Below are 22,007 nucleotides of genomic sequence, written 5' to 3'. Positions count from 1 at the left end.
TACCGCAGCCCGATCGACTACGAACAAAGCCACCCGGCCGACTCCGCTCTGAAGCTGGCCGCATAGAAGATCTCCACGGTTCGAGGGGATTGACATTTCCCCTCGGGTGTTCAGCGCGGACATCCTGCCAGCGGCCAGTTGGCTGCCGCCTTCCCTTTTCTTGCCGCCCCGCGAGACGCCGTCATTTCTGCTCGACATTCACGAACCGCATGATCACCAACTGACCCCGGAACCAGGGCTCTGGCTCAACTTCCGTGGTGGTACGTCGCTCCCGCCCGTACCCGATTCGGGGCGATCCCGCTGACCTGCTGGTTTCCTGCGTCCGACGCGCCGTCCTTGCGATCGACAGGCCGGCGTCACAGAAGTTGAGCCAGAGCCCGATTTCGGGCAGCGTTTACTCACGACTTTGGGAGGCGGCCGGAGCGCGGCGGCGTTCGAATTGTCCGCGCGTTTCGACAGCACCGGATGCGGCAGAGTGCCTCGGGCAGCCTGACACAGCAGCACGGCGACGCGGCTTTACCCGGCGTTCTCTGAGCCGATGTGGGCGAGCAGCGAAGCGGTGCCGTCCTCTGCGGCGATCCCGCGGGCGAGTTCGGTCGCGCGGCGGCGGTGGGCCGGCTCGGACAGGCAGGCCGTGATCGCGTCGCCGAGAACTTCGGCGGTGAGGTCCTGGAACGGTACAGGCCGGGGGGCAACTCCCAGCTCGTACAGCCGAGACGCCCAGAACGGCTGGTCGGCCATGACGGGAACGGGCACAGCGGGCACTCCGGCCCGTAGCCCGGCTGCGGTGGTGCCCGCCCCGGCGTGATGGACGACGGCGGCGGTGCGCGGGAACAGCCAGTCGTGCGGGACGTCGCCGATGGCCAAGACGTCGGCGCCGCAGCCGTTCAAATCGGCCCATCCTGCCTGCACCACCGCGCGCACGCCTGCTCGCTTCACCGCCGCGGCCACTAGCTTGCTGAGCCGTTCCCCCTGTCCAGCCGCCATACTGCCGAACCCGATGAACACCGGGGGCGGACCGGCCTGGAGGAAGTCGACCAGTTCGACCGGGGGACGCCAGCCGTCCGGCCGCGCGGGCCACCAGTAGCCCGCCACTTCGACCCAGGCCGGCCAGTCCTCGGGGCGCGGCACCACCAGCGGGCTGAAGCCGTGGAAGACCGGCCGGATGTCCACCGGTGCCGAGGGCGCGCCGGCGGGCAACCCGAGGCGGGCGCGCAGTCGGACGACGGCGCCTGCGAAGACCCCTTCCGCGCGCCTCAGCACATCCCGGCCCGCGGCGAGGTTGTCCTCCGGCCCCAGGCCGTCGGTGCTCCGTGCGTTGGGCAGCGGGAACTGTCCGGTGGCGAACGCCGGTACGAGGTAGGTGCCGATGACGGGGATGCCGAACGCTTCGCCGGCCGTCCGGCTGAGCGGTGCCGGGCCGAAGGCCGTGAGCAGCAGGTCGGCTCCGCCCGCCGCGGCCTCCGCCACCCCATCGGCAAGCCCGTCCGCGTACGCCCTCGTCAGCGCCTGGGTCTCCTCCCGCGACGTCGCCTGGGCCCAGTCCCGGATCAGCCCCTGTGGGTCTCCCGGCACAGGCCGGTATTCGAGACCGCATTCGCCGACGAGTGCCTCGAAGGACGGGTGAGCGGCCACGGCGACCTGATGGCCTACGTCCAGCAGGCGCCGCCCCAGTCCTGTGAAGGGCGCGACGTCTCCCCGTGAACCGGCGGTGATGATCAGTATTCGCATGGAGCGATTCTCCTCGGCGGCCGTCCGGCCACCGTCGCCTGCCACGGAGATCCCTCAGCCCACCTGACTGCTGCGACCCCGAGTCGATGCGTGTTGTCGTTACTCTCTCGTGAACATTCGCGTGCCCATCGACCTCCAGATGCTGCCCAAAGTGCCGGACAAACGCTGCTGCTGAAAGTGAACGAAGCCATGCCGACATCTCCATGGCAACCGTCGGTGTCCGCTTCGCTCAGCCGGCACGTACCGCCCGGCACGGCGTAGGACATAGCGCCGTTTGCGGCTGGTGACGATCCTGCTGGCTTATTCCGTACCCAGCAGGATCGTCACCACTCGACTTCGCGGCCGCGCAGTCACGGGCCGCGTCATCCACGACCCGGGCCCGTGCCCTGGCGGCCCGGTATCCGGCGTCGTACGTCTGCTGGGATGTTCTGCAGCACCCTGACCCGCAGATCGGCGACTGCCGAAGCCGCCCCTACACCGAGCGCCGGGCTTTCCTCACGGCTCTTGACCTGCTGAACAGGATTCAGAAACAGGCACCCAGGTTCGTCATCAAGCTCTCCGGACGCCACGACGTCCTCGACGGCAGCGCCCGCGTCGTCGAGTTCACCGGAGACTGGCGCGTGCTGGAGCCGTACTTCCGAAATCGGAAGTACGGCAGGGCCAGCGGGCGGACAGAACGAGGCCGCCGCAGGAAGGCTGAGAGAAGACCCGACCCGTGCTCGCCGGCTGGCTGAGGGAGCGCTATCGACGGAACATAAGGGGTATATGGGTGTGCGACGTTCGTGGGGTCAGCTCCGGGAGCCACCGTGCCCGGGTCAGGCCGGCCGGGGCGAGGCTGGCGCCGCGTTCGGCGTGGAGAGAGCGGGTCGTAGCGGCCGGTGGTGCGGGCGACCATGCTGTGCGCGCCCCATGCCCAAGCGGCCAGACGGATATCGCCGGTACGTTCACCCCAGGCTGCCGCCCCGGACGGGTGTGTACGGGCTCCGGTCAGATCGTCCAGAAAGCCAGGTTCCCCAGGAGTGCCGAGAGCCAGCCGACCTGCCGCTGTATATCGACCGAAGCGCCGGGCTCGGCCTGGACAACCGGGGCGAGGAGCTGGCGGACCTCGCGTACTTCGTTGAAGAGGACTTGTAGCGGGTGCTTGGAGTAGTTCAGCGCATATTGCCCGACGGCTGCTCCGGCCAGCTCAGCCGTCCCGACACTGCCCATCGGGTCGGCGAGCAGAGCGAGGTGGAGTGTTTCTCGGACAGCTGGCAAACCGGCTGCGGTAGTCCTACCGGTGCGGGTCGCGGGACGTGTCGTTGTTCGTCATGCTTCGACGATCGGCCCAGCAGCTGGTGGCAAACAGACCGCCGCTTCCCCCAGTGAGGGCTTCCTGGGGACCCCACTCCTACCATCACGAGCTGGCCGAATCATGGGTGCCCGACACCTAGGGACAAGGCGGCCTGGTTCCCGTTCCGCCACGCGACGAACCTGATGGTCAGACGGCTGCCGTAGCCGCCTGAAACTCGCCTCGACCCGCGACGCGCTCACTCTCGCAGCGTACGCACGCACCGATGAGGCGACTGATCGAGGAGCACGCAATGAGCATCACCGGCGCTGGCATCGCGAGCTGGAACCCCGAGGCCCTCAACGAGATCCTTTCGAACCACGAGGGGCGTCCCGTCCTGTTCACGAATGCCCGGATCTTGACGATGGATCCATTGATCGGGGCCTTGGTCGGCGCCGACATCCTGTTCGTCGGCTCGCTGATCGTGGGGGTCGGCCCTGGCATCGTCACTGCGGCCGGGGACGACAACGCCATCGTCGTCGACGCCACCGGCATGACCATCGTCCCTGCCGTCGTAGACACCGTCGCGCTGACCGGCGGCCGCGGCAGCCGGTCGGAGTGCGTCGCGGCGCTGGCCCCGGGCAACGCCGCCGACTTTCTGGTGGTACCCGACAACCTCGCCGACGACATTCCGAGCGCGGTGGCCACACTCTTGTCCAGGCCGGGACAGGTCCGCGCGCTCGTCGCGACCGGCCGGCCGGTCCTGTGGGCGGGTTCCAGCGTCCCTGGTCGGGCCGCCGCTCCGGAAACAGGGCTACCGGCAGTCGTGGACCTGACCGGCAGCCCACAGGTGGGGGTCTGGATCGACCGGAACGGCTTTCTGCACCAGGAGCTCACCGCCGACGGCCGCTACGACGAGACCCGGGGCGGGCGCCCGCACGCCTACCAGGGCCGCTACTGGATCGACGGCAACCGGATCGACTACCTGGACGACCTCGGGTTCTGGGCCTACGGCGAGTTCCAGGGCGACGAACTGCACCACGCGGGCTACGTCATGAAGCTTGGCTGACCTTCCCTCTCCCCGTCCCTCCGCCTCAGTGAAGGAAGACGACCATGAACCTCAACGACACCACCAGCGCCGCCGTACTCGAAGAACTCCGGCGGCGGCCCGCCGACGCGCGGCGCATCCTGTTCACCGGCGCGACTGTCGTCACCATGGACCCCGGTCTCGGCGTCATGGACGGCGGTGACCTCCTCGTCGAGGGCGATACGATCACCGGGGTCGGCCCCCACCTCGACGCGCCGGACGCCGTAGTCATCAACGCCACCGGCACGATCCTCACCCCCGGGTTCGTCGACACCCACCGGCACGCCTGGGAGACCCAGCTCCGCCGGATCATGCCGGACGTCGACGACCTCGGCGGATACGTGATGGCCACCCTCGCCGGTTACGCCCTGGTCTACCGGCCCCAGGACATGTACATCGGCACCAGACTGGCCGCCCTGACCGCGATCGACAGCGGCATCACGACCATGCTCGACTTCTCCCACAACTCCCGCACCCCCGAGCACTCCGACGCTGCCGTCGAAGCGCTACGCGACACCGGCATCCGAGGCGTGCACGCCTCCATGGGCCCGCACTTCGGCGACTGGGACCGGCAGTGGCCCGGTGATCTGACCCGCCTCAGGAACCAGTACTTCAGCAGCGACGACCAACTGCTCACGTTGCGCCTGGCGGCTCTGGCCACCGAAGAGATCGCCGGACCCATGCTCACCTACGGCCCCGAACTCGCCCGTGTCGCACAGGAGCTGGGCATCGGGGCGAGCGTGGATGCGGTCTTCGGCGCGGCATCGTCCGACGCGGTCCTGCGCTGGGCCAAGGACGGCATACTCGGCCCCCACGTCACCCTCATCCACTCCACCGGGCTGCACCCTGAGGCGTGGCGGGCGATGGGCCAGTCCGGCACCTCTGTGGCCCTCGCGCCGACCTCCGACGCGCAGATCGGTCTGGAGACGGCGGTCCCCGCCGTCGACGAGGCTCTGTCCGTCGGCATCCGCCCGGGACTGAGTATCGATGTCGAAGTTGCCCTGGCCAGCGACATGTTCACCCAGATGCGAGCCCTGCACGCCATTCAGCGGATGCGCGCGGTCAACGCCGCCTACGGCACCGACCTTCTGCCCTCCCGCATCACCACCCACGATGTCCTCGACTTCGCAACCCTGCAGGGAGCCCGCACCAATGGTCTGGCCGGCGTCACCGGTTCACTCACTCCGGGCAAGAAGGCCGACCTGCTGGTCATCCAGGCAGAGGACCTGAACAACATGCCGCTCAACGATCCGACGGGCACGATCGTGCTGGGCTCCGATGCCCGCAACATCAGTGCCGTCCTCATCAACGGCGAGCCCCGCAAGTGGGGCGGCCGGGTTCTCGATGTCGACCTGGACGCCTTGCGAGGTGATGTGCATGCCTCGCGTGAGTACGTGCTGAATGCCAAGGCAGTCTGAACGCTCTTCCTCCTCGATTGGCGGGCCTGGTCCCTGCACCTCTCCCGGCTCGGGCGCCACTTGGAGTCCCCGTGGCCTACCCCACTACCACCGTTCCTCTCCGGGCCCACCGCGGCGGCGCCGGGCACCGCGGACCACCCTCCCCTGGGGCCCCGCCGTACCGGCTACCCGCTCCTTTCCCTGCGGCCCAGTGCACCGCCCCGCTCTGATCGTCGCCCTGCTGCGCGCCCGCGCATTGCAACGGCCGGCCACCCCTGCACCGGTCCGAGCCTTCGCGCTGGATGCCCTCGCCGTCGGCGGCCTGGCTCCTTCCACTGCCCGCACACAGTGAGGCTGTCCGCCGCCCTGCGGCTGGTCGTGGCGCCAATAGCAACAGCGGCGCCCGCAGTCGCCGAAACCGCCGAGTCAGCGCCCACGACGCGCGGCGTGGTCGCTTCCACGGACACCACGGCACCGCGCAGCCTCCCCGCCCGTACCGCGGTCCTATGAACAGCAGAGGAGTCCCCGCATGGCAAGCCTGGAGCTCACCGTCATCGTCGCCGTCAGCGTCCTCCTTTCGGGCTGGCTGTCGCGTCGAACGGGCCTGAGCGAACCGCTTCTGCTGCTCGGCGTGGGCTGCTTGGTGGGATTGACACCGCCCTTCGAGTCATTCGCGCTGTCTCCCGAGGTCGTCCTGCTTTTCTTCCTGCCTGCCCTCCTGTACTGGGAGGCGCTCACCTCCTCGGTGCGCGAGATCCGGGACAATCTCCGCAGCATCGCCCTCCAGTCCACCGGGCTGGTCCTGGTAACGGCCCTCGCCGTCGCAGCCGTGGCCCATGCGCTGGGCTACAGCCGGCCCATCGGCTTCGTCCTCGGCGCCGTTCTGGCCCCGACCGACGCCGCGGCCGTCGCCGCTGTCGCCAGGGCCATGCCGCGCCGCATCCTCACCGTGCTGCGCACCGAGAGTCTGCTCAACGATGGAACCGCTCTGGTCCTGCTGGCGGTGGCTGTTGATGTCATCACCGACGAGCGGCCGTTCTCCTGGACAGGCACGGCGATTGCTTTTGCCCAGTCCTACGCCGGTGGAATTCTGGTGGGCGGCGCGGTTGCCCTGTTCCTGGTCCCGACAGGTGTCGGCTTCCCGAACCGCTGCTGCACAGTGTGCTGAGTGCCGCTACCCCCTTCCTGGCATACCTGCCCGCCGAGCTCCTGCATGTGTCCGGCGTCCTCGCCGTCGTCACCTGTGGCCTGGTGACTACGCGGTTCGGCCCTCGCGTTATTGGTTCCGAAGCCCGTATCCAGGCCATCGCCTTCTGGGAGGTGGCCAGCTATCTGCTCAACAGTGCGCTGTTCGTTCTCGTCGGCATGCAACTGCCCGGAGCTGTCGAGGCGTTGAAGTCCGCCTCCGTCGTCCAGGCGATACTCGCCGCTGTTGCGGTCAGCGTCGCCGTGGTCGGGACAAGGGTCGCGTGGTTCTATTCAGTCCCGTACCTCGTGAGGGTCCTCGACCGGCGTCCCCGGCAGCGCGACCGGCGTATCACCGCACTCCAGCGCCTTCCTCTGGCGTGGTCGGGGATGCGTGGCGCCATCTCACTGGCCGCCGCGCTGACCGTGCCCGCCACGACCTCCGAGGGACAGGCCGTCGGGCAGCGTGACGCCGTGGTTTTCCTCACGACAGCCGTCATCGTCGTCACCCTCACGGTCCTCGGACCCACGCTGCCGGCTGTGGTCCGCCGGGCCCGCTTCCCCGAGGACACGGACAAGAACTCGGAACTCACCCTCGCCCGATCCCATATGAGCAGTGCCGCGCTACACGCCCTGCCAGCGCTGGCAGGGCAGTTCGGGGTCGCCGAACGGGACACCCTGCGCATGGTCCAGGACATCGAGGACCGCACGACCCCCACACCCGACACCGCGCTACGCCAGGAGAACCTACGGCGCCTCGAACTCGCCCTGCTCCAAGTCAAGCGGGGCACACTCACGGCCCTGCGCGACGACGGCCGTATCGACGACGGTGTCCTGCTGACCGTCCAGCGCATGCTCGACGTGGAGGAAGTCCGCCTGAAGGGCAAGGCAAGTCTCTCGGAAGCATCATCGCCATCCCCCGAGGAGTCCTCGCAGCCGTGAGAGACACTCCCCTGCTCGGGGCTGGATGTGTTCGACCGGGCTTGGTGGGAAGGTCTGTGACGAGCGTTGAAGTGTGCCCCTGAACCGGCCGGTTCCGCCTCACCTCCGTGGCAGCCGTGAGTACTCCAAGCGCAGTGGCCTGGGTCCGCCGCTCGGTCTGGTTCGCGCTGGTGCCGGTACAGCGCTCACCGAGGGCATCACGGGAAACCCCGTCCTGGCTCCGCACGCAGGATGTCCGTCTGCTTCAGTCCGTGCCTTTGAGGCATGCTGGTGGCGGTAGCCAGGACGACTCGCGGACGTCACAGGACTCGGTAGGCAGTGCGCGTCGATTCAGGCGGAGGCATACTCGCGCGAGACGTCGATGAGCAGGCTGATGACGTCTCCTCGGATTCCTCCGAACTGCGCACACCAGCGGCATGGACGGTTGCTCGGTGTCACGCGCTGAGCGCCGATGGGCTCGTACGAGGACGCGAAGACCGCGTTGAACGGCTTCGCAGTCGGGCCGCCGACGACGGACTTGACCTGATGCGCGAGCGACGGGAAAGCAGCGTCGCGCCCAGTGTCCAGGTTGGTCGTGCCAATGGTCACCTGGCCGTTCCGCCCGTGACGTCATGCAGTGCCTCGCCGATAGGGCCGCCGGCCACGACGACGTCGGCAGCCGGGCCGTCGCCTCTGCCCCGCCCAGCGTCCTGACCTTGTGGCTGGCCGTCTCCCACAGCCGGGCCAGACCATCACCGACCCGTCCTCGTCCGGTCACCGTAATGTTCATGTCGGGCCCTCTCGACTGATGGAGGCGTGGTGGTGGAGAGCACTGGGCTGCTCTCCACCACCACGCCGGAAGAAGCGCCAGATGGCCTGGGCGGTAGGGAGGATGGTGATCTCGGTGAGGTTGACATGACGCGGGACGGCGGCCATGAAGGCGATGGTCTCGGCGATGTCGTCACTCTGCAGGACGTCGATGTCGTGGATGAGGTCGGCCATCAGCTTGGAGGCATCAGGGTCGGTGACGTGGTCGGGGAGCTCGGTGTCGACCATGCCGGGCTCGATGGTGGCCACGCGGACCATCTTGGGGCCGAGTTCGACGCGCAGCAGGCGGGTGAGGTGGCTGATGTACGCCTTGGTGCCGGAGTAGACGGAGAACTTCGTCAGGATGCGGGTGGCCGCGATAGACGAGGTGTTGATCAGGTCGGCGGGCCTGCCCGCGGCAGCGGACTCAGTCAGATGCGGGACGAAGGCGGCGATCACGTTCATCAAGCCGCCGATGTTGAGGTCGATCTGGCGCTGCCAGTCGTCGACCTTGAGCTCCTCGATGCCGGAGATGAGCTGGACACCGGCGTTGTTGAACACGAGGTCGGCCTTGCCGAAGAGCTCGGCGACCTGGTCGGCGGCAGCCTGGACGGCTGCGCGGTCGGTCACGTCGACGGCCAGGGCGAGCGCGGTGCCGCCGGCGGCCTCGATGTTCTTGACCACACCGTCCAGGCGCTCCTTGCGCCGGGCCAGTACGACCACGGTCGCACCGAGTTCGGCCAGGCGTTGGGCGGTGACGGCACCCATGCCGCTGGAAGCGCCGGAGACAACGGCGACACGGCCGGCGAGGGGGGTACCGGTGAGCAGGGCAGCAGACATCACAAGACCTCAATCTCATTGATCGCAGGCGGGGAAAGCGGGGGTTCGGGGTGCCCGAGCATGTCGGGTATCGGGCGGGGCGTCAGGCGGCGTCGTCGTGAGCGGTGGCCGCGGACTTCTCGCGCCACGGAGCGAGGTCGTTCCGTACCTGCTGGTACTTGACGTCGAGCCGCTCCAGCGTGTCGCGCCCGAGGTAGAGATGCGTGGGCAGCTTCTCGGTGGAGGCCACTTCAGCGATGAGGGCGGCGCCCTTCGCGGGATCGCCGAGCTGGGCGTGATTGGCCCGGTCGATCCAGTCCAAGGTGACGTGCGCGGGGGTGTCGTCGTAGTCGCTGATGCGGTTCCTGGCGACCGACAGGGAGCTCGCGTCCAGGAAGTCGGTGCGGAAGACACCCGGTTCGACGACCATCGACTGGATTCCGAACGGCGCCATCTCGGCTGAGAGCGCCTCGCTGATGCCCGCGACGGCGAACTTCGACGCGGAGTACAGGCTGACGCCCGGCTCGCCCTCGAAGCCGGAGCGGGAACCGATGTGCACCAGCCGGCCCGCCCCCTGCTTGCGCATCACGGGCAGTACGGCGCGGGTGACGTTGATGAGGCCGAATACGTTGAGGTCGAACAGTGACCTGGCCTCCGCGTCGGTGATCTCCTCCAGGGCTCCCAGCAGGCCGCGGCCGGCATTGTTCACCAGGACGTCGATGCCGCCGAACCGGTCCACGGCCGCCTCGACGGCCTGCGGGATGCTGTCGTTGTCCGTGACATCCAGAGCGACTGCGAGGACCTTGTCGGAACCCTTCAGATCGTCCGGTACACGCTCCGGATTTCGTACGGCGACCACGACATTGTTACCGCCTGCCAGAGCGGCACGGGCGATTTCCGCGCCGATTCCGCGGGAGGCGCCGGTGATAAACCACGTACCCATGGGAAGACCTCTTTCGTGCCTTTCCCCTTTGAAGGGGATTTCCTGTTGACGTATTCGAGTCTGTCCCTCCGCCATAGCGATATGAAGGCAGTGGTTTTCCTGGGAGTCCTGCACCCAGGATGGGCTCAGGTGCCGCGCGCGGGGTTCTGCTGGTGCGGTACGTCGGGCGCGCTCACGGAACCCAGCAGGGCCAGCCCGTCGGCAGTGGAGGAGCCGGGCTCCGCCTGCAGGATGACGAGTTGCTGTCCCGGGGCGCTGCGTATGTTGAGCGCCTCGTGCCGCAGCTCCAGCTTTCCCACGACCGAATGGAAGACCTGCTTGATCTCGTAGGGCGGGACCCGGGTGTACTCGCGTGCCCACAGGGTGCGGAACTCGCCGCTGCGCACTGACAACTCACCGACCAGCTCCAGGATGCGGGGGTCTTCCGGAGTGCTCGCGGCGGTCTGCTGGAGGTCGGCGACCGCCCGGCGCCTGGCCCGCTCCGGGCTGCGGTAGAAGGTCTTCGCCGCGGGGTCCAGGAAGAGCATCCGCAGAACGTTGTCGTGCTGCGCGAAGTCGCGGTAGAGGGCGTCGGCGAGTGCGTTGGTGGCCAGCAGGTCCTGGGCATGGCCGATGATGAAGGCTGGCGTCCTGGGCCAGCTCTCGATCAACTGCCTCAAGTGCGGCCGGACGCGTTCGACCCGGACGGGAGCGCGGGCACGGCGGGATCCTGGCAGAGCGAGCTGGAAGAGTACCTTCTTGTCCTCGTCCCCCAGTTGCAGCACGCGGGCGATCGATTCCAGCACCCTGGGGGAGGGGCTGACCTGATGGCCCTGCTCGAGCCGGCTGTAGTAGCTCAGGCTCACTCCTGCGAGCGCCGCGACCTCGTCGCGCCGCAGGCCGGGTACTCTCCGCCGCCCAGCGGTGGGAAGTCCCGCTGCCGCGGGGCTCAGGCGCTCCCTGCGGGAGCGGAGGAACGTACCCAGTCCTTCCTCCACCGGGCTGAAGTGCGTGTTGTTGTCCATGTCTTCGAGGCTAGGCGGACAGGGCCCGCGGGAGTTGTGTCGACGGTGGGTGCATCACACCCAGGATTACGGGCTCCATGGGGCAGAGATGTGACGGACCGCTGCCCGCCGTCCCTGCGTCTCCTGGGACCCCGGCATACGCATGTACTATCTGTTACGATAATGCTACCGAATGTGATATTGTGCATTGGTGCTTCTCTCTGGCCGAAATGCATCTACTCTTACCGCATGAGCAATGGGACCCCTTTGGGCGATTTCCTCCGAGCCCGTAGAGAAGCCCTGAAGCCACACGATGTCGGTCTCCCCGAATTCGGGCGCCGCCGGGTGCCGGGACTGCGCAGGGAGGAAGTCGCACTGCTCGCCGGGGTCAGCTCCGACTATTACATTCGGTTGGAACAAGGGCGCGAGAACAGCCCCTCTCCGCAGGTCCTCGACGCCGTGGCACACGCCCTGAGACTGGACGCGGAGTCGACCGATCATCTCAACCGTCTCTGCCTCACAGTCTCGCAGCGTCCGCACGACCGGGGCTCGGCGGACGTCAGCCAGCAACTGTTGCAGCTGATGGACGGATGGGATCACACACCGGCCTTCGTCGTGGGCCCGGCCCTCGACATCATGGCGGGTAACTCCCTGGCCGCAGCCCTGCACAGCGGCTTTGAGGAGTTCGACAACCTCGCCCGGATGGTGTTCGTCGACCCGGCAGGTCGCGACTTCTACCAGGAATGGGAGCGAGCCGCGCACTCCTGCGTCGCCGAGATCAGGGCCGCTTACGGCCATGACCCCGAGTCCGCCCGCATCGCCGAGGTGGTGGAGGAACTGTCCGCTCAGAGCAAGGAGTTCGCTGCGCTCTGGCAACTGCACGACGTCAAGGGCAAGTCCCAGGAGGGCAAGCACCTCAAGCACCCCCAGGTCGGGGACCTGCGCATCAAGTTCGCGGCCTTCACGGTCAACGGAGCCCCGCACCAGCAGCTGGTGGTCTATCAGGCCGAACCGGCCAGCCCGACCGCGGCCGCCTTCGAGACACTGAGGGCCATGGGCTCCCTGCCGAAGCCGGCCCCGGCAGGAGTGGTGGACCCAGGCCTGTGACCTCGGGCGGAGGCTGCACCGGACAAGGTTCACCGTCTCGTCGAACCGGGTCCCGTCATCTTGGTCACCACCCGGCACCGCGGTTTCCCGAAGCGGGAATCGCTGCGGATGGCCAGCACGAGGAGCAGGTCCAGGAGGCGGTCCAGCACGATCTGCTGGGCGGGCTCGGTACGGACCGGCTCGCGCGACAACAGGGTGATCACCTCCCGCAGGGGTTGTCGTCGGCCGCCGAAAGGGTTACGACCTGGGGCAGTGCGTCGAGCAATCCGCCGCCGACATCGCCGGAGAACCGGTAGGCGCCGCACAGGAACACCGTGGCCTGAGGGTTGTCGGAGGGACGCGCGTGGGCGCGGCGTGCCCGGAGAACCTCTGTTTCCAGGCATTCGGTGCTCGCTCCGTGTCCGGTGGAGTGGTTCGGTCCTCCGCGTACCAGGGTGACCGATCCAGGTATGAGTTCTACCGTGCTGCCGGGGGTTTCCAGCCAGAGGTAGCCGCAGCCGCGGCAGACCGTATGCATCGCCAGCTGTATCGAGTTGCCCAGTCGCAGCCCCCGAGCACGTCAGCGGTCAGGTGATCGCGCAGAGCCTGACGGTGCTGAAGGCTGCGGGCCTGGTGTACAGCGAGCCGGGCCCGAAGAACGGCCATAAGAAGTTGATGAGCGCCGACGCATCCGCGACGGAGCTGATCGACAAGCTGTTTACGGGCCGAGCCGCCTATCTGGCGCGCTGAACGTGGCGGTGGGCGCCACCGCCGTATTGCTATACGGCATCAGGCAGCGCGCCGAGCTGCTGCATCAGCGAGAAGAGGTTCGCGACGCCCCAGTGCTCGGTGATCTTCCCGTCGCGTACTCGCATGGCATCCACGGTTTCGAAACTGATCTGCTTGCCGGTGGGTGCGATGCCGAAGAACTCGCCCTTGTGGGTGCCGTGATACGTCTTGTACGTGGTGACGAGGTTGCCGTCGGCGGACTGCCAGTGAATGACGGCGTGGAAGTCGGGGAAGGCCTCGCGGAGCACCTGGTACAGCCTGCGTGCGCCCGCCTTGTCGGCCGTACGTCCCGGCTGCGGTGTGTGGTCGATGAAGTCGTCGGCGAACAGCTCGTCGAAGAGGGCGAAGTCCCCGCCGCCCTGCACCTCTTCGGTGTTGCGACGGACGATCGCCTTGGCAGCCTCGCCCGGATTGTTCTCGTTCATGGGATTCCTCCGCGGAGGGTGCGGTCGGTCGGTTCGGCCCGCACAGGTCTGGAGACAGGTGCCGGACCACCGAGGTCGGGCGCCGTCGACGACGAGGGCGGTTCCGGTCGCACTGCTCGACGGACCTGATCCGACGTACGCCACGGCGTCACCGGTCCCGGGCGGCTTGCTCCTTGGGCGAGTGTGGCGGTCGGTGGCGGTTCACAGCTCGTCGGGAGGTCCGTAGCGGTAGAAGAAGGGGCCCAGCTGTTCGGCCAGAGCACGGGTGAGTGCCGAGCTGTCTTCGAGCAGGCGGGCGCCAGGATCGAGGTCGCCGACGAAGACGGGGTCGTAGCCGACATCCCGGATCAGCTGTTCGGCTGTCTCCCGCGCGGCCGCTTCGGCGGCGAAAAGATTGCTCGGGCGAACGCGCTGCGCCTCGATCTGGTCGTACATCGCGGCGAAGTTCGTTGAGAACGACTTCGCGGTCGGTCCGCCGACGATCGACTTCACCTGGTGGGACAGGGAGGGGAAGGAGTCGTCCCGCGGTCCGTAGAGGTTGCAGGCGTCGATGGTCACCTGTCCGGCCAGCCCGGACACCCGGGCCAGCGCATCGGCGATCTCTGGGCCCGGTACCGCGATCACCAGGACGTCGGCACCGGCCGCGTCGCCGCCGTCGCGGCCAAGGCCGGTCACCTCGTGGCCGGCCTTCTCCCACAGACTGGCCAGGCCGCCTCCGACGCGTCCTCGTCCCACAACGGTGATCTTCATCCCGACTCCTCACGTAGGTCTGCCACAGCCGACACTCGCAGCGCGTCGGCCGAATCGCGTCGGTGACGGTCGCCTATGCGGCGGGCTTACGTAGGGTCTGCCGACAGCGACCCAGTGCGGCGCTGCTCGGCGCGTGGGGGCACCGACCCATGATCAGCCATGCGATGGGGTGGGTGGGGGAACGGTCAGTCCGTGTCGCGCGAGAGTGAGTCGAGGAGCCGGTCGAAGAGTACGCCCAGCGTTTCGACTTCGTCGGGGGAGAACGGGTCGAAGAAGTAACGGCGGACGGTCTCGACGTGCTGCGGCGCGGCCCCCTCGATCGCGGCCCGGCCCTGGGCGGTCATGCGCACCATCGAGCCGCGCGCGTCGTCCTCGCACGGCTCGCGGGCGACCATGCCGCGCTTCTCCATGCGGCTGATCTGATGCGACAGCCGACTCCGTTCCCAGCCCAGCTCGGCCTGGAGATCCCGGGCCCTTAGGACGTCGTCCGGCGACTCGGACAGGGGGGCGAGTACCGCGTAGTCGGCTCCGGACAACACGGAGTCGCGTGCGAGCTGCCGGTCCAGGGCGCTTTGCAGCTGGCGCTGCAGGTCCCGGTACTTCTTCCAGACAGCCGCCTCATGCGAATCGAGCCAGCGTGGTTCGTTCATGAGGCCAATCTTCTGGGCGTGTGTCCACTGGTTCGGGAATCGTAGCCGGAGAGCCTCAAGCGGCTTCGCGTGGCGCCCGAAGGCAGCGGCAGTATGCCACCTCGGGTGCGCCAGGCTGCCCCGGGATCCGGCGCTCCTGCAGTTCGATCGCCCCGCCGTGCGCCAGGTCTTCGTCCGACGGCAGGACTTCTGCCAGTGGCGCGAGCGCCGGGGCGAGTTCGGGGTCGAAGGGCGGCGGCCGGTCAGGGGTCGTGTTCTGGGGTTTGCGGGGGTGCGAGTGTCGTCATCGGTTCTCCGGGACATGCGCTGGGCAGCCCTGGCCGGGCCGCCTGGGCGTGGGTATGCCGGCCCAGGGGTACGGGATGCCGGGTCGTGTGGGCGCGGGTGCGCCGCAGCACATGCAGCGGACCGTGCCACCGCCGGCGGCCACGTATACGGATTTGGGGTGCGGGTGTCTTCGACAGCTACCTCCTCCAAGCGGGTGTACGACCGGAGACAGAGCTTTCTCGGATGTCTCCGAAGGCCTGTGAGTGTGCCTGCGACGACACGCAGGCGAGACCACCACTAGTTGTTGACATGTCAACAAGGCTGATGGGACTCTCAAGACGCGTCGGCTTGCGTCGCATTCGGGAAACGAGAAGGAGTCCCATGACCGAACTCGCGGGCGGAGTCCGTGTTCGCGTCGACAGAACCCACCTGTACAGCCGACACCGAGGCACACCGGCAAGTGCCAGCGCCTGGGGCGAGAGGTACGCATCGTCGGTCGCCCCGCCGGTCGATATGGACGTGTGCACCGAACGGGCCCGCTGATGCGGAGATCCCGCCCGGGAACCGAACGTCCCGGACTTCTCGGCCGACGGAGCGAATCAGACGTGTTGGACCAACTGATCGACGGCATCCGGTCCCGGTGCGGCGGCGCCTTGGTGGTGCGGGGAGAGCCGGGCATCGGAAAGACCGCGCTCATCGACCACGCACTGGCGGCACCGGGCCTGAAGGTGCTGTGCGCCGGAGGCGCCGAGTTCGAGTCGGAACTGGCGTTCGCCGCACTCCATCAGCTCTGCAAATCGACTCTGCGCTGGCAGGAACGGTTGCCCGCGCCGCAGCGCCGGGCGCTTGATGCTGCGTTCGGGCAGACCGGGGACGGCGCGCCGAACCGCTTCCACGTAGGCCTGGCGGTCCTCAACCTCCTCTCGGAGGCTGCGGCCGAGCAGCCTGTGCTGTGCGTCATCGACGACGCGCATTGGCTCGACCAGGCATCCGCGCAGGCCTTGGCCTTCGTCGCGCGCCGGCTCCAGGACGAACCCGTGGCGCTGCTGTTCGCCGAGCGCGATGCGAGCGACCGCCACGAACTGGCGGGCCTCCCTGAACTGATGCTTCGCGGCCTGGCCGACGACGATGCCCGTCGGCTCCTCGCGTCTCGGATCCACGTGCCTGTTGACAGTGCCGTACGCGACCGCATCATTGCCGAGGCACGCGGTAATCCGCTCGCCCTCCTCGAACTGCCCCACACCGCCGACCTCGCGGGCGGGTTCGTGCTACCCGCGGCGTCGCCCACCTCAGGGAAGGTCGAGGCGAGCTACCGGGTGAGACTGGCCGAACTCCCCATTGAGACACGGACCCTGCTATTAATCGCGGCAGCAGAGCCGACCGGCTGCCCAATACTCCTGGGCGAGGCGGCGGAACAACTCGGTGTCCCCGACGACGCGGTGACGCACGCGCAGGAGTCCGGCCTGCTGGCCATCGGCGACCGGGTACGGTTCCGTCACCCGCTGGTGCGTTCAGCCGTCTACCGGTCCGCCACCCTCGACGAGCGCCGCGCGGTCCATCGCGCATTGGCCGAGGCCACCGCGGACACCGAGCCCGACCGCAAGGCGTGGCATTACGCACAGGCCGCACGCAAGCCGGACGAGGACGTCGCGGCGGCGCTGGAACGATCGGCCGACCGGGCCCGTGCCCGCGGCGGCGTCGCCGCCGCAGCGGCCTTCCTGGAGAAGGCCGCGAATCTGACGCCGGAACCCGCCCACCGCGCCGTACGAGCCATCGTCGCTGCGCGCGCCAAGCGCGACAGCGGCGCCGCGGACTCCGCATTGTCCCTGCTGTCCATAGCGGAAGCCACACCGCTCGACAACCTCCAGCGCGCCACGGTGGCCACGCTGCGCGCACGGATGGCGTTCGACAGGAACCGAGACGACGCCGCAGTCGAGAAGCTGCTTCGGGCGGCCCGGCTCATGGCACCGCTCGACACCTTCTCGGCCCGCGAGGCATTCCTCGAGTCCCTCGCCGCAGCGGTGTTCGTCGGCCGGTTCACCACCGCTGACCGCATACTCGACATCGCCGAGACCGCCCGTGCCATGAGCCCCACCCCACCGAAACCGCGCCCGCTCGACCGGCTGCTCGACGGATTGACCACCCAGGTCAGAGACGGATACACGGAGGCGGCGCCAGAATTACGCCAGGCCGTGGACGTCTACCGGCGCGGTGCGGGTCGCGACGCCTACGACGTGGGCCAGTTATGGGTGGCCTGCGGTCCCGCGATGGACCTGTGGGACGACGAGGCATGGCGGGAGCTGGCCGAACGCCAGCTCGAACTGGTGCGCGGCGCGGGAATGCTCGCCGAGCTGCCTGTGGCCTTGAGCTACCGGGCCCTCGCACATGTCCACGCGGGCGAGTTCGCCGACGCCACCGCGCTGGTCGACGAGGCACATGCGATCGCGGCGGAACTCGGCACCCCGGCCATGCTCCACGTCGACGTCACCGTGGCCGCGTGGCGCGGCGACGAGAAACGCACCACCAGGATTGCCGACATTGCCACCCGCGACGCCGACGCGCGCGGCGAGGGACGTCTCCTCAGCGCTACCGAGTACGCCCGGACCGTACTCCTCAACGGCCTGGGCCGCTACGACGCTGCCCTCTCGGCATGCCAAGTGGCAGGTGATCTCGACGAGATCAGCTTCCACTGCTGGATACCCGTGGAGTTCATCGAGGCCGCGACGTACGCCGGTCGTCCCGATCTCGCGGAGCCCGTCATGAAGCTCCTGTCCGAGCGCACTGCCGCGAGCGGCTCCGAGTGGGCGCTCGGGACCGAGCTGCGCTCGCGGGCCCTGCTCACAGAGGGGCCGACCGCCGAGAAGCTGTACCGGGAGGCAATCGAGCGTCTTGCCCGCAGCGACGGAGCCCCCCACGTCGCGCGCGCCCGACTCGTGTATGGCGAATGGCTGCGCCGCGAGGGCCGGCGGTCCGAGGCGCGGGTGGAATTGCAGGCGGCGTACGAGCAGTTGTCCGTGCTCGGGGCAGCGGCGTTCGCGGGACGGGCCGCCCGAGAGCTCGCCGCGACCGGCGCCCGCGTGCGGAAGCGGGTCGGTGACGCGCCGACTCGCCTCACCGCGCAGGAATTCCAGATCGCCCGGCTGGTCGCCACGGGCGCGACATCGAAGGAGGTGGGCACGCAGCTGTTCCTGAGTCCACGCACCATTGACGCCCATCTACGGAACATCTTCCGTAAGCTCGGCATCACCTCACGCCGCCAACTGCGCGACCTGCCGCTGACCACATGACCGAGGTAGGCGGCGTCTCGGCGCCGCCCACCCCGCCCACATGTGAGCTGTCAATCCTTGCCGAGAAGCTGAAGCTCCCAGGCCAGGCTGGTGCCGAAGCTGCCGCCGTGGTCAACCAGGATCTGGTTGATGCCGGGAACGGTCGCCTCGCGTGCCCAGTCGCGCTGCCATTCCGCGATGACGGTCCCGGCGGTCACCGGGATGACACCCGCCTGGATCATGCGCTGGACTCCGCGCTCATGCGCCTCGACCGTCGTCGCGCCGGACGCGTCCGTCACCGCGTAGACCCGGTAGCCGTCGGCCATAGCGTGGATCGCCGGGAAGGCAAGGCAGATGTCCGTCCACAGGCCGGCTATGACGAGGTCTTTGCGGCCGGTGGCGGCGACAGCGTCGACGACCCGCTGGTCCTCCCAGGTGTTGATTGTGGTGCGGTCGATCGGCTTCTGGTCGGGGAACACGTCCTGGATCTGACGGATGATCCGGCCGCCGCGGTCCTCGACGACCGTGCTGAGGATTGTTGGTACGTCGAAGAGCTTTGCGCCCTTCGCCAGGGCGGTGACGTTGTTGACCACGAGGTTGGGGTCCATGCTGTGCATCCCGGCGAACTGCGCGCCCTGGTGGTCGATCAGCAGGAGGACCGACCTTTCGGGTGCGAGCAGTGCGTCGAGGCCGATGTAGGTGACGCCGCTGGCTGCCATGTATGAGTCTCCGGTATCGCTGGTTCCCCGAGAGGCCGATCGGCCCTCGCCGAATCGAAGCTCCCATCGCAGAGCGCGGCCTCGCATCGGCGATGGCTACCTAGACTCGTGTTACGTACTGGCCCTGGTCTGCTGCGGCTGGAAGCCTACGGCCGATCCCAGGAGCGGCAACATGCCCCGTTCTGAGCCTCCTCGACCGCTTCCCACTCCGTCCGTACCGCCGCACGCCGACGACGTGAGACGGGCGCGCCTCCAAGCGGTCGCCGGGGCCAGGGTCAGTCTTGGACCAGTTCTGCCTCCAGGGCGTCCTCAGCCGATGACCACGGCCTGAAAGCAGGACAGGGTGGCACGGTCGGCGACTGGCGAACGCGGGTCCGGCGACCTGCGGGAAGCTGTGACCCGATCTTCTATTCAGAACGGGACAGGCTGTCAGCGGCGCTTCCTCTCACATGACTTCCCGGCCTTGTCGATGGCCACCGATGGCTCGACCGGCAAGGCTGGCCAGGAGGGCCCGGCATCGACGGGGGTGCGATACCAGGCCCCCTTCGCGCACAGTAGCGGCAGGACGGGCTCTGGGGCTGTCCCGTAATCCCTGGTGGGCGTGCGACGACAGCCACGGCACCTTGCCGCGTTGTCGGAGCGCCCGAATACATCCAGTATTCGGGCGTCCCTCCGCCTTGTGATGCACCGCCCCGCGCCCCGCAACCTGACCGTCCCGCTGGCCGGATCCCCGCCCAGTGCGTCGTTCGCCCGCTTGATGTCTCCGGGGTCGAACTGTCTCGAACGGTGGCTGCCGAGCTGTTGGACGTGGTGAACGATCGCCTCGACCCTCCCGCGGTGTGGGCCGACCGCAGAGTGTGCGCTCCTCGCTGCGGATGATTCGGGCCCGGACGCCCTCCGGCCGCGCCCCTGCGGGTCAGGCGGGGGTGTCAGTCGTCCTTGGCACCATGGCGCCATGAGCCACGGGATCTTCTACTCCACTGCCGACCAGGCCGACGTCCTTGCCTTCCTGGGCAACAACGGCAACCTGAACGCAGATCAGCAGTACCGCCTTGAGGGCATGCGGAACTCCGCCCGTGCGCGGCAGACCGGTCTCGACCACCAGGAGGTCGACTGGGGTCTGACCGTCCCGGAAGCGCTCGACCACCTCCTGGCCGGGCGCATGTCCTCGGAGGCCGAGCGTGCGGGACACGCCTATCACGCCGCGCTGCAGATCGTCATCGACCACAATGCCTGTGACCCTTACACCCTGGGCACCTGCGCGGATCCCTCCACATTCTTCGGCCTGGTCGACGAGGAGCTGCGCCGCCTGGGTGTGCCGGGCGACCTGCTGCCCGGCGGATACCTCTTCGGCGGGCTGCCGGACGGCTTTCCCGGCATACCGCGCCCGGTGGACGGGTATCCGGCCATCGGCCACCTGCCGTTGGACAGGGCCAAACCCGCCGCGGACGCCTATGGCGACGTCCTGGCCCGTGTGGCCCCGGACTTCTGGGTCGACGTCCAGGAGCTCATGGAGAAACTCGAATTCGAGCACGATCAATGGTGGTACTCGAAGCACAGAGCCGACGGGTACACACAGGACACCCTCTTCTTCAGCCTCACGTGATGCCGAGGGCCCGGGGCTGGGCGCCGGGCGGGTTCAGCCCCAGGTCTTGCCGCTGACCTGGTCCGGTCCGAGGTAGCGGGAGATGATGGCGGCGAGCGCTGGTACCGGGCCGCCGTCCAGGCCGAGGTCGCCCAGCGCGTGCTTGAAGGTGTGGACCACGCAGGTCCGCACCGGAAGCGTCGTCCCGTCGTCCATGTCCCCGTAGGTGTCGGCGGACAGCGGCCGGTTCTGCGCGCGTGCCAGGGGGAAGCAGGCCAGCGTCGTGCGTCTGTCCGCGTACTGGAAGTAGTTGGTGATCGCCCGGTTGCCGAAGCCATGTGGGCGAAGACGACGGCGACATCCTCGTCGCCGTACGGGGCGGCCCGCAGCGCCGCAAGGATGTCGAGCGCCTTCTCGCCGGAGGCGAGCAGCCGGACCTCCTCGTGCGAGGGGCCCCAGGGCGGGGGGCGTCGTCCGGGTCCTCTATGTCCCACGGGTACGCCTCGGTCCGCAGCACCGTACCGACGGGAGGCCGGTCCCAGTTGGCCTGCCCGCTGACGCTGCCCCAGGTTGAGGCTCGCGTTGACGCAGAGCTTCCCCGCGAGGAGCGCCCACGGGGTCCGGACCACACGCTCGCGCGCCAGCTCGACCGCGAGCCGGCCGAACGCCTCCGGCCGCAGGAGGGTCGGTGCCGGGGGCGCGATGAAGGCGTCGGTCCAGATTCCCACGCCCCTTCTTGTAGCAACGGGCCACGGCCCGGCGCGACCGTGTTTCCGGGAAACCGGACGAGCCGCGAGGCGGGCGCGGGGCGGCGAAGGCGGAGCGGGAGCAGTCGCTGGACGGGGCGTCAGTACCCCCTGGCCGCTCGTCGCCTGTGACCCCCGCCTTCAGGCCGTCGCGCCAGAAACAGAGGGCGCTGAGCAGATGGGCCCGCCTTCTCGCGAGGACGTTCCCTTCGCTGACGACGCCCGGCGCCCGCACCCTCGCAGCCCCTGGGAACGCTCCGGCCCGCGGGCGCAGTGCTCCGTACAGTGAGGAGCACGGCCCGCGGGCTGGAGAGGAAGGGCTCGGGCCAGCCGCCCAGGATGCCGGCGCCCGAGGGCCGCCGATTAGGGCCACGTCTGGGCAGTACGAGGGAAACGCGCGGGGCATGCCGCACCATTGCAGCCAGGGCTTGCCCGCAGCGCCGGGCTAAGGGCTGTCCCGTAATCCCTGGTGGATCAGCGTGCGGTGTCAGATGCGGTGCATCGCAAGGCGGAGGGACGCCCGAATACTGGATGTATTCGGGCGTTCCGACAACGCGGCGAGGTGCCGTAGCTGTCGTCGC

19 protein-coding genes and 1 pseudogene are annotated in these 22,007 nt (G+C 68.5%); 8 read left to right on the top strand and 12 right to left on the bottom strand.

Annotated elements, in window-relative coordinates:
* Nucleotides 1-516 precede the first annotated feature (516 nt).
* Together ACFV8T_RS43770 and ACFV8T_RS43765 are read right to left on the bottom strand one after the other, a co-directional pair.
* Nucleotides 517-1,731: a glycosyltransferase gene (locus tag ACFV8T_RS43770; RefSeq protein ID WP_385339044.1), complete on the bottom strand. Its 1,215-nt coding sequence runs from the start codon at nucleotides 1,729-1,731 to the stop codon at nucleotides 517-519.
* Between the two features lie 987 nt (nucleotides 1,732-2,718).
* Nucleotides 2,719-2,988 (bottom strand): hypothetical protein, encoded by a 270-nt coding sequence (locus tag ACFV8T_RS43765; RefSeq protein ID WP_385339041.1) that lies wholly within the window; start codon nucleotides 2,986-2,988, stop codon nucleotides 2,719-2,721.
* Between the two features lie 326 nt (nucleotides 2,989-3,314).
* Between ACFV8T_RS43765 and ACFV8T_RS43760 the strand changes: the two genes are divergently transcribed.
* From ACFV8T_RS43760 to ACFV8T_RS43745, 4 genes are all read left to right on the top strand, one after another.
* Nucleotides 3,315-4,070, top strand: a complete 756-nt coding sequence (locus ACFV8T_RS43760; RefSeq protein ID WP_385339038.1) for an Atu4866 domain-containing protein — start codon at nucleotides 3,315-3,317, stop codon at nucleotides 4,068-4,070.
* A gap of 44 nt (nucleotides 4,071-4,114) precedes the next feature.
* Nucleotides 4,115-5,506 carry an amidohydrolase family protein gene (locus tag ACFV8T_RS43755; protein WP_385339036.1) on the top strand — a complete coding sequence of 464 codons (1,392 nt, stop codon included), beginning with the start codon at nucleotides 4,115-4,117 and terminating at the stop codon, nucleotides 5,504-5,506.
* A gap of 508 nt (nucleotides 5,507-6,014) precedes the next feature.
* Nucleotides 6,015-6,653: a cation:proton antiporter gene (locus tag ACFV8T_RS43750; RefSeq protein ID WP_385339034.1), complete on the top strand. Its 639-nt coding sequence runs from the start codon at nucleotides 6,015-6,017 to the stop codon at nucleotides 6,651-6,653.
* Entirely contained in the window at nucleotides 6,647-7,612 is a 966-nt protein-coding gene (locus tag ACFV8T_RS43745) for a cation:proton antiporter (RefSeq protein ID WP_385339031.1), read from the top strand. Before ACFV8T_RS43750 ends, ACFV8T_RS43745 begins: the two co-directional genes overlap by 7 nt.
* Before the next feature lie 330 nt (nucleotides 7,613-7,942).
* Here the strand turns inward: ACFV8T_RS43745 and ACFV8T_RS43740 are convergent, their stop codons facing one another.
* From ACFV8T_RS43740 to ACFV8T_RS43725, 4 genes are all read right to left on the bottom strand, one after another.
* Nucleotides 7,943-8,200, bottom strand: coding sequence for a hypothetical protein (locus ACFV8T_RS43740; RefSeq protein ID WP_385339028.1), 258 nt, complete (start codon nucleotides 8,198-8,200; stop codon nucleotides 7,943-7,945).
* Nucleotides 8,201-8,377: 177 nt separating this feature from the next.
* Nucleotides 8,378-9,241 (bottom strand): SDR family oxidoreductase, encoded by an 864-nt coding sequence (locus ACFV8T_RS43735; RefSeq protein WP_385339026.1) that lies wholly within the window; start codon nucleotides 9,239-9,241, stop codon nucleotides 8,378-8,380.
* A 79-nt stretch (nucleotides 9,242-9,320) separates the two neighbouring features.
* Entirely contained in the window at nucleotides 9,321-10,160 is an 840-nt protein-coding gene (locus tag ACFV8T_RS43730) for an SDR family NAD(P)-dependent oxidoreductase (RefSeq protein WP_385339023.1), read from the bottom strand.
* Nucleotides 10,161-10,285: 125 nt separating this feature from the next.
* Nucleotides 10,286-11,164 (bottom strand): helix-turn-helix domain-containing protein, encoded by an 879-nt coding sequence (locus tag ACFV8T_RS43725; RefSeq protein WP_385339020.1) that lies wholly within the window; start codon nucleotides 11,162-11,164, stop codon nucleotides 10,286-10,288.
* A 228-nt stretch (nucleotides 11,165-11,392) separates the two neighbouring features.
* On the opposite strand from ACFV8T_RS43725, the gene ACFV8T_RS43720 reads away from it, so the two are divergent.
* Nucleotides 11,393-12,250 carry a helix-turn-helix transcriptional regulator gene (locus ACFV8T_RS43720; protein ID WP_385339018.1) on the top strand — a complete coding sequence of 286 codons (858 nt, stop codon included), beginning with the start codon at nucleotides 11,393-11,395 and terminating at the stop codon, nucleotides 12,248-12,250.
* Nucleotides 12,251-12,279: 29 nt separating this feature from the next.
* On the opposite strand, the pseudogene ACFV8T_RS43715 reads toward ACFV8T_RS43720, so the two are convergent.
* A pseudogene (locus ACFV8T_RS43715) lies at nucleotides 12,280-12,767 on the bottom strand (cupin domain-containing protein).
* A gap of 53 nt (nucleotides 12,768-12,820) precedes the next feature.
* Here ACFV8T_RS43715 and ACFV8T_RS43710 point away from each other — a divergent pair.
* The gene (locus ACFV8T_RS43710) at nucleotides 12,821-12,979 is read left to right on the top strand and encodes a hypothetical protein (protein ID WP_385339015.1); all 159 of its coding nucleotides are present in this window, start codon (nucleotides 12,821-12,823) and stop codon (nucleotides 12,977-12,979) included.
* Between the two features lie 29 nt (nucleotides 12,980-13,008).
* Here ACFV8T_RS43710 and ACFV8T_RS43705 read toward each other — a convergent pair whose 3' ends face one another.
* The 3 genes from ACFV8T_RS43705 to ACFV8T_RS43695 all read right to left on the bottom strand — a co-directional run bounded on the left by ACFV8T_RS43705 (nucleotide 13,009) and on the right by ACFV8T_RS43695 (nucleotide 14,843).
* Complete coding sequence (locus tag ACFV8T_RS43705) at nucleotides 13,009-13,443, bottom strand: ester cyclase (protein ID WP_385339013.1); 435 nt, start codon at nucleotides 13,441-13,443, stop codon at nucleotides 13,009-13,011.
* 201 nt (nucleotides 13,444-13,644) lie between these two features.
* Nucleotides 13,645-14,193, bottom strand: coding sequence for a dinucleotide-binding protein (locus tag ACFV8T_RS43700; RefSeq protein ID WP_385339010.1), 549 nt, complete (start codon nucleotides 14,191-14,193; stop codon nucleotides 13,645-13,647).
* Between the two features lie 185 nt (nucleotides 14,194-14,378).
* Nucleotides 14,379-14,843, bottom strand: a complete 465-nt coding sequence (locus ACFV8T_RS43695) for a MarR family winged helix-turn-helix transcriptional regulator (RefSeq protein ID WP_385339007.1) — start codon at nucleotides 14,841-14,843, stop codon at nucleotides 14,379-14,381.
* Nucleotides 14,844-15,652: 809 nt separating this feature from the next.
* On the opposite strand from ACFV8T_RS43695, the gene ACFV8T_RS43690 reads away from it, so the two are divergent.
* Nucleotides 15,653-18,397 carry an AAA family ATPase gene (locus ACFV8T_RS43690; protein ID WP_385339004.1) on the top strand — a complete coding sequence of 915 codons (2,745 nt, stop codon included), beginning with the start codon at nucleotides 15,653-15,655 and terminating at the stop codon, nucleotides 18,395-18,397.
* Nucleotides 18,398-18,447: 50 nt separating this feature from the next.
* Here ACFV8T_RS43690 and ACFV8T_RS43685 read toward each other — a convergent pair whose 3' ends face one another.
* Complete coding sequence (locus ACFV8T_RS43685; RefSeq protein WP_385339001.1) at nucleotides 18,448-19,095, bottom strand: hydrolase; 648 nt, start codon at nucleotides 19,093-19,095, stop codon at nucleotides 18,448-18,450.
* A gap of 955 nt (nucleotides 19,096-20,050) precedes the next feature.
* On the opposite strand from ACFV8T_RS43685, the gene ACFV8T_RS43680 reads away from it, so the two are divergent.
* Entirely contained in the window at nucleotides 20,051-20,701 is a 651-nt protein-coding gene (locus ACFV8T_RS43680) for a hypothetical protein (protein ID WP_385338998.1), read from the top strand.
* Nucleotides 20,702-20,734: 33 nt separating this feature from the next.
* On the opposite strand, the gene ACFV8T_RS43675 is transcribed toward ACFV8T_RS43680, so the two are convergent.
* Nucleotides 20,735-20,896: a hypothetical protein gene (locus ACFV8T_RS43675; protein WP_385338995.1), complete on the bottom strand. Its 162-nt coding sequence runs from the start codon at nucleotides 20,894-20,896 to the stop codon at nucleotides 20,735-20,737.
* Nucleotides 20,897-22,007 lie beyond the last annotated feature (1,111 nt).

The sequence above is a fragment of the Streptomyces sp. NPDC059832 genome, assembly GCF_042731715.1.
Taxonomy (GTDB): domain Bacteria; phylum Actinomycetota; class Actinomycetes; order Streptomycetales; family Streptomycetaceae; genus Streptomyces.
This window is presented reverse-complemented; position numbering and strand designations above follow the sequence as displayed.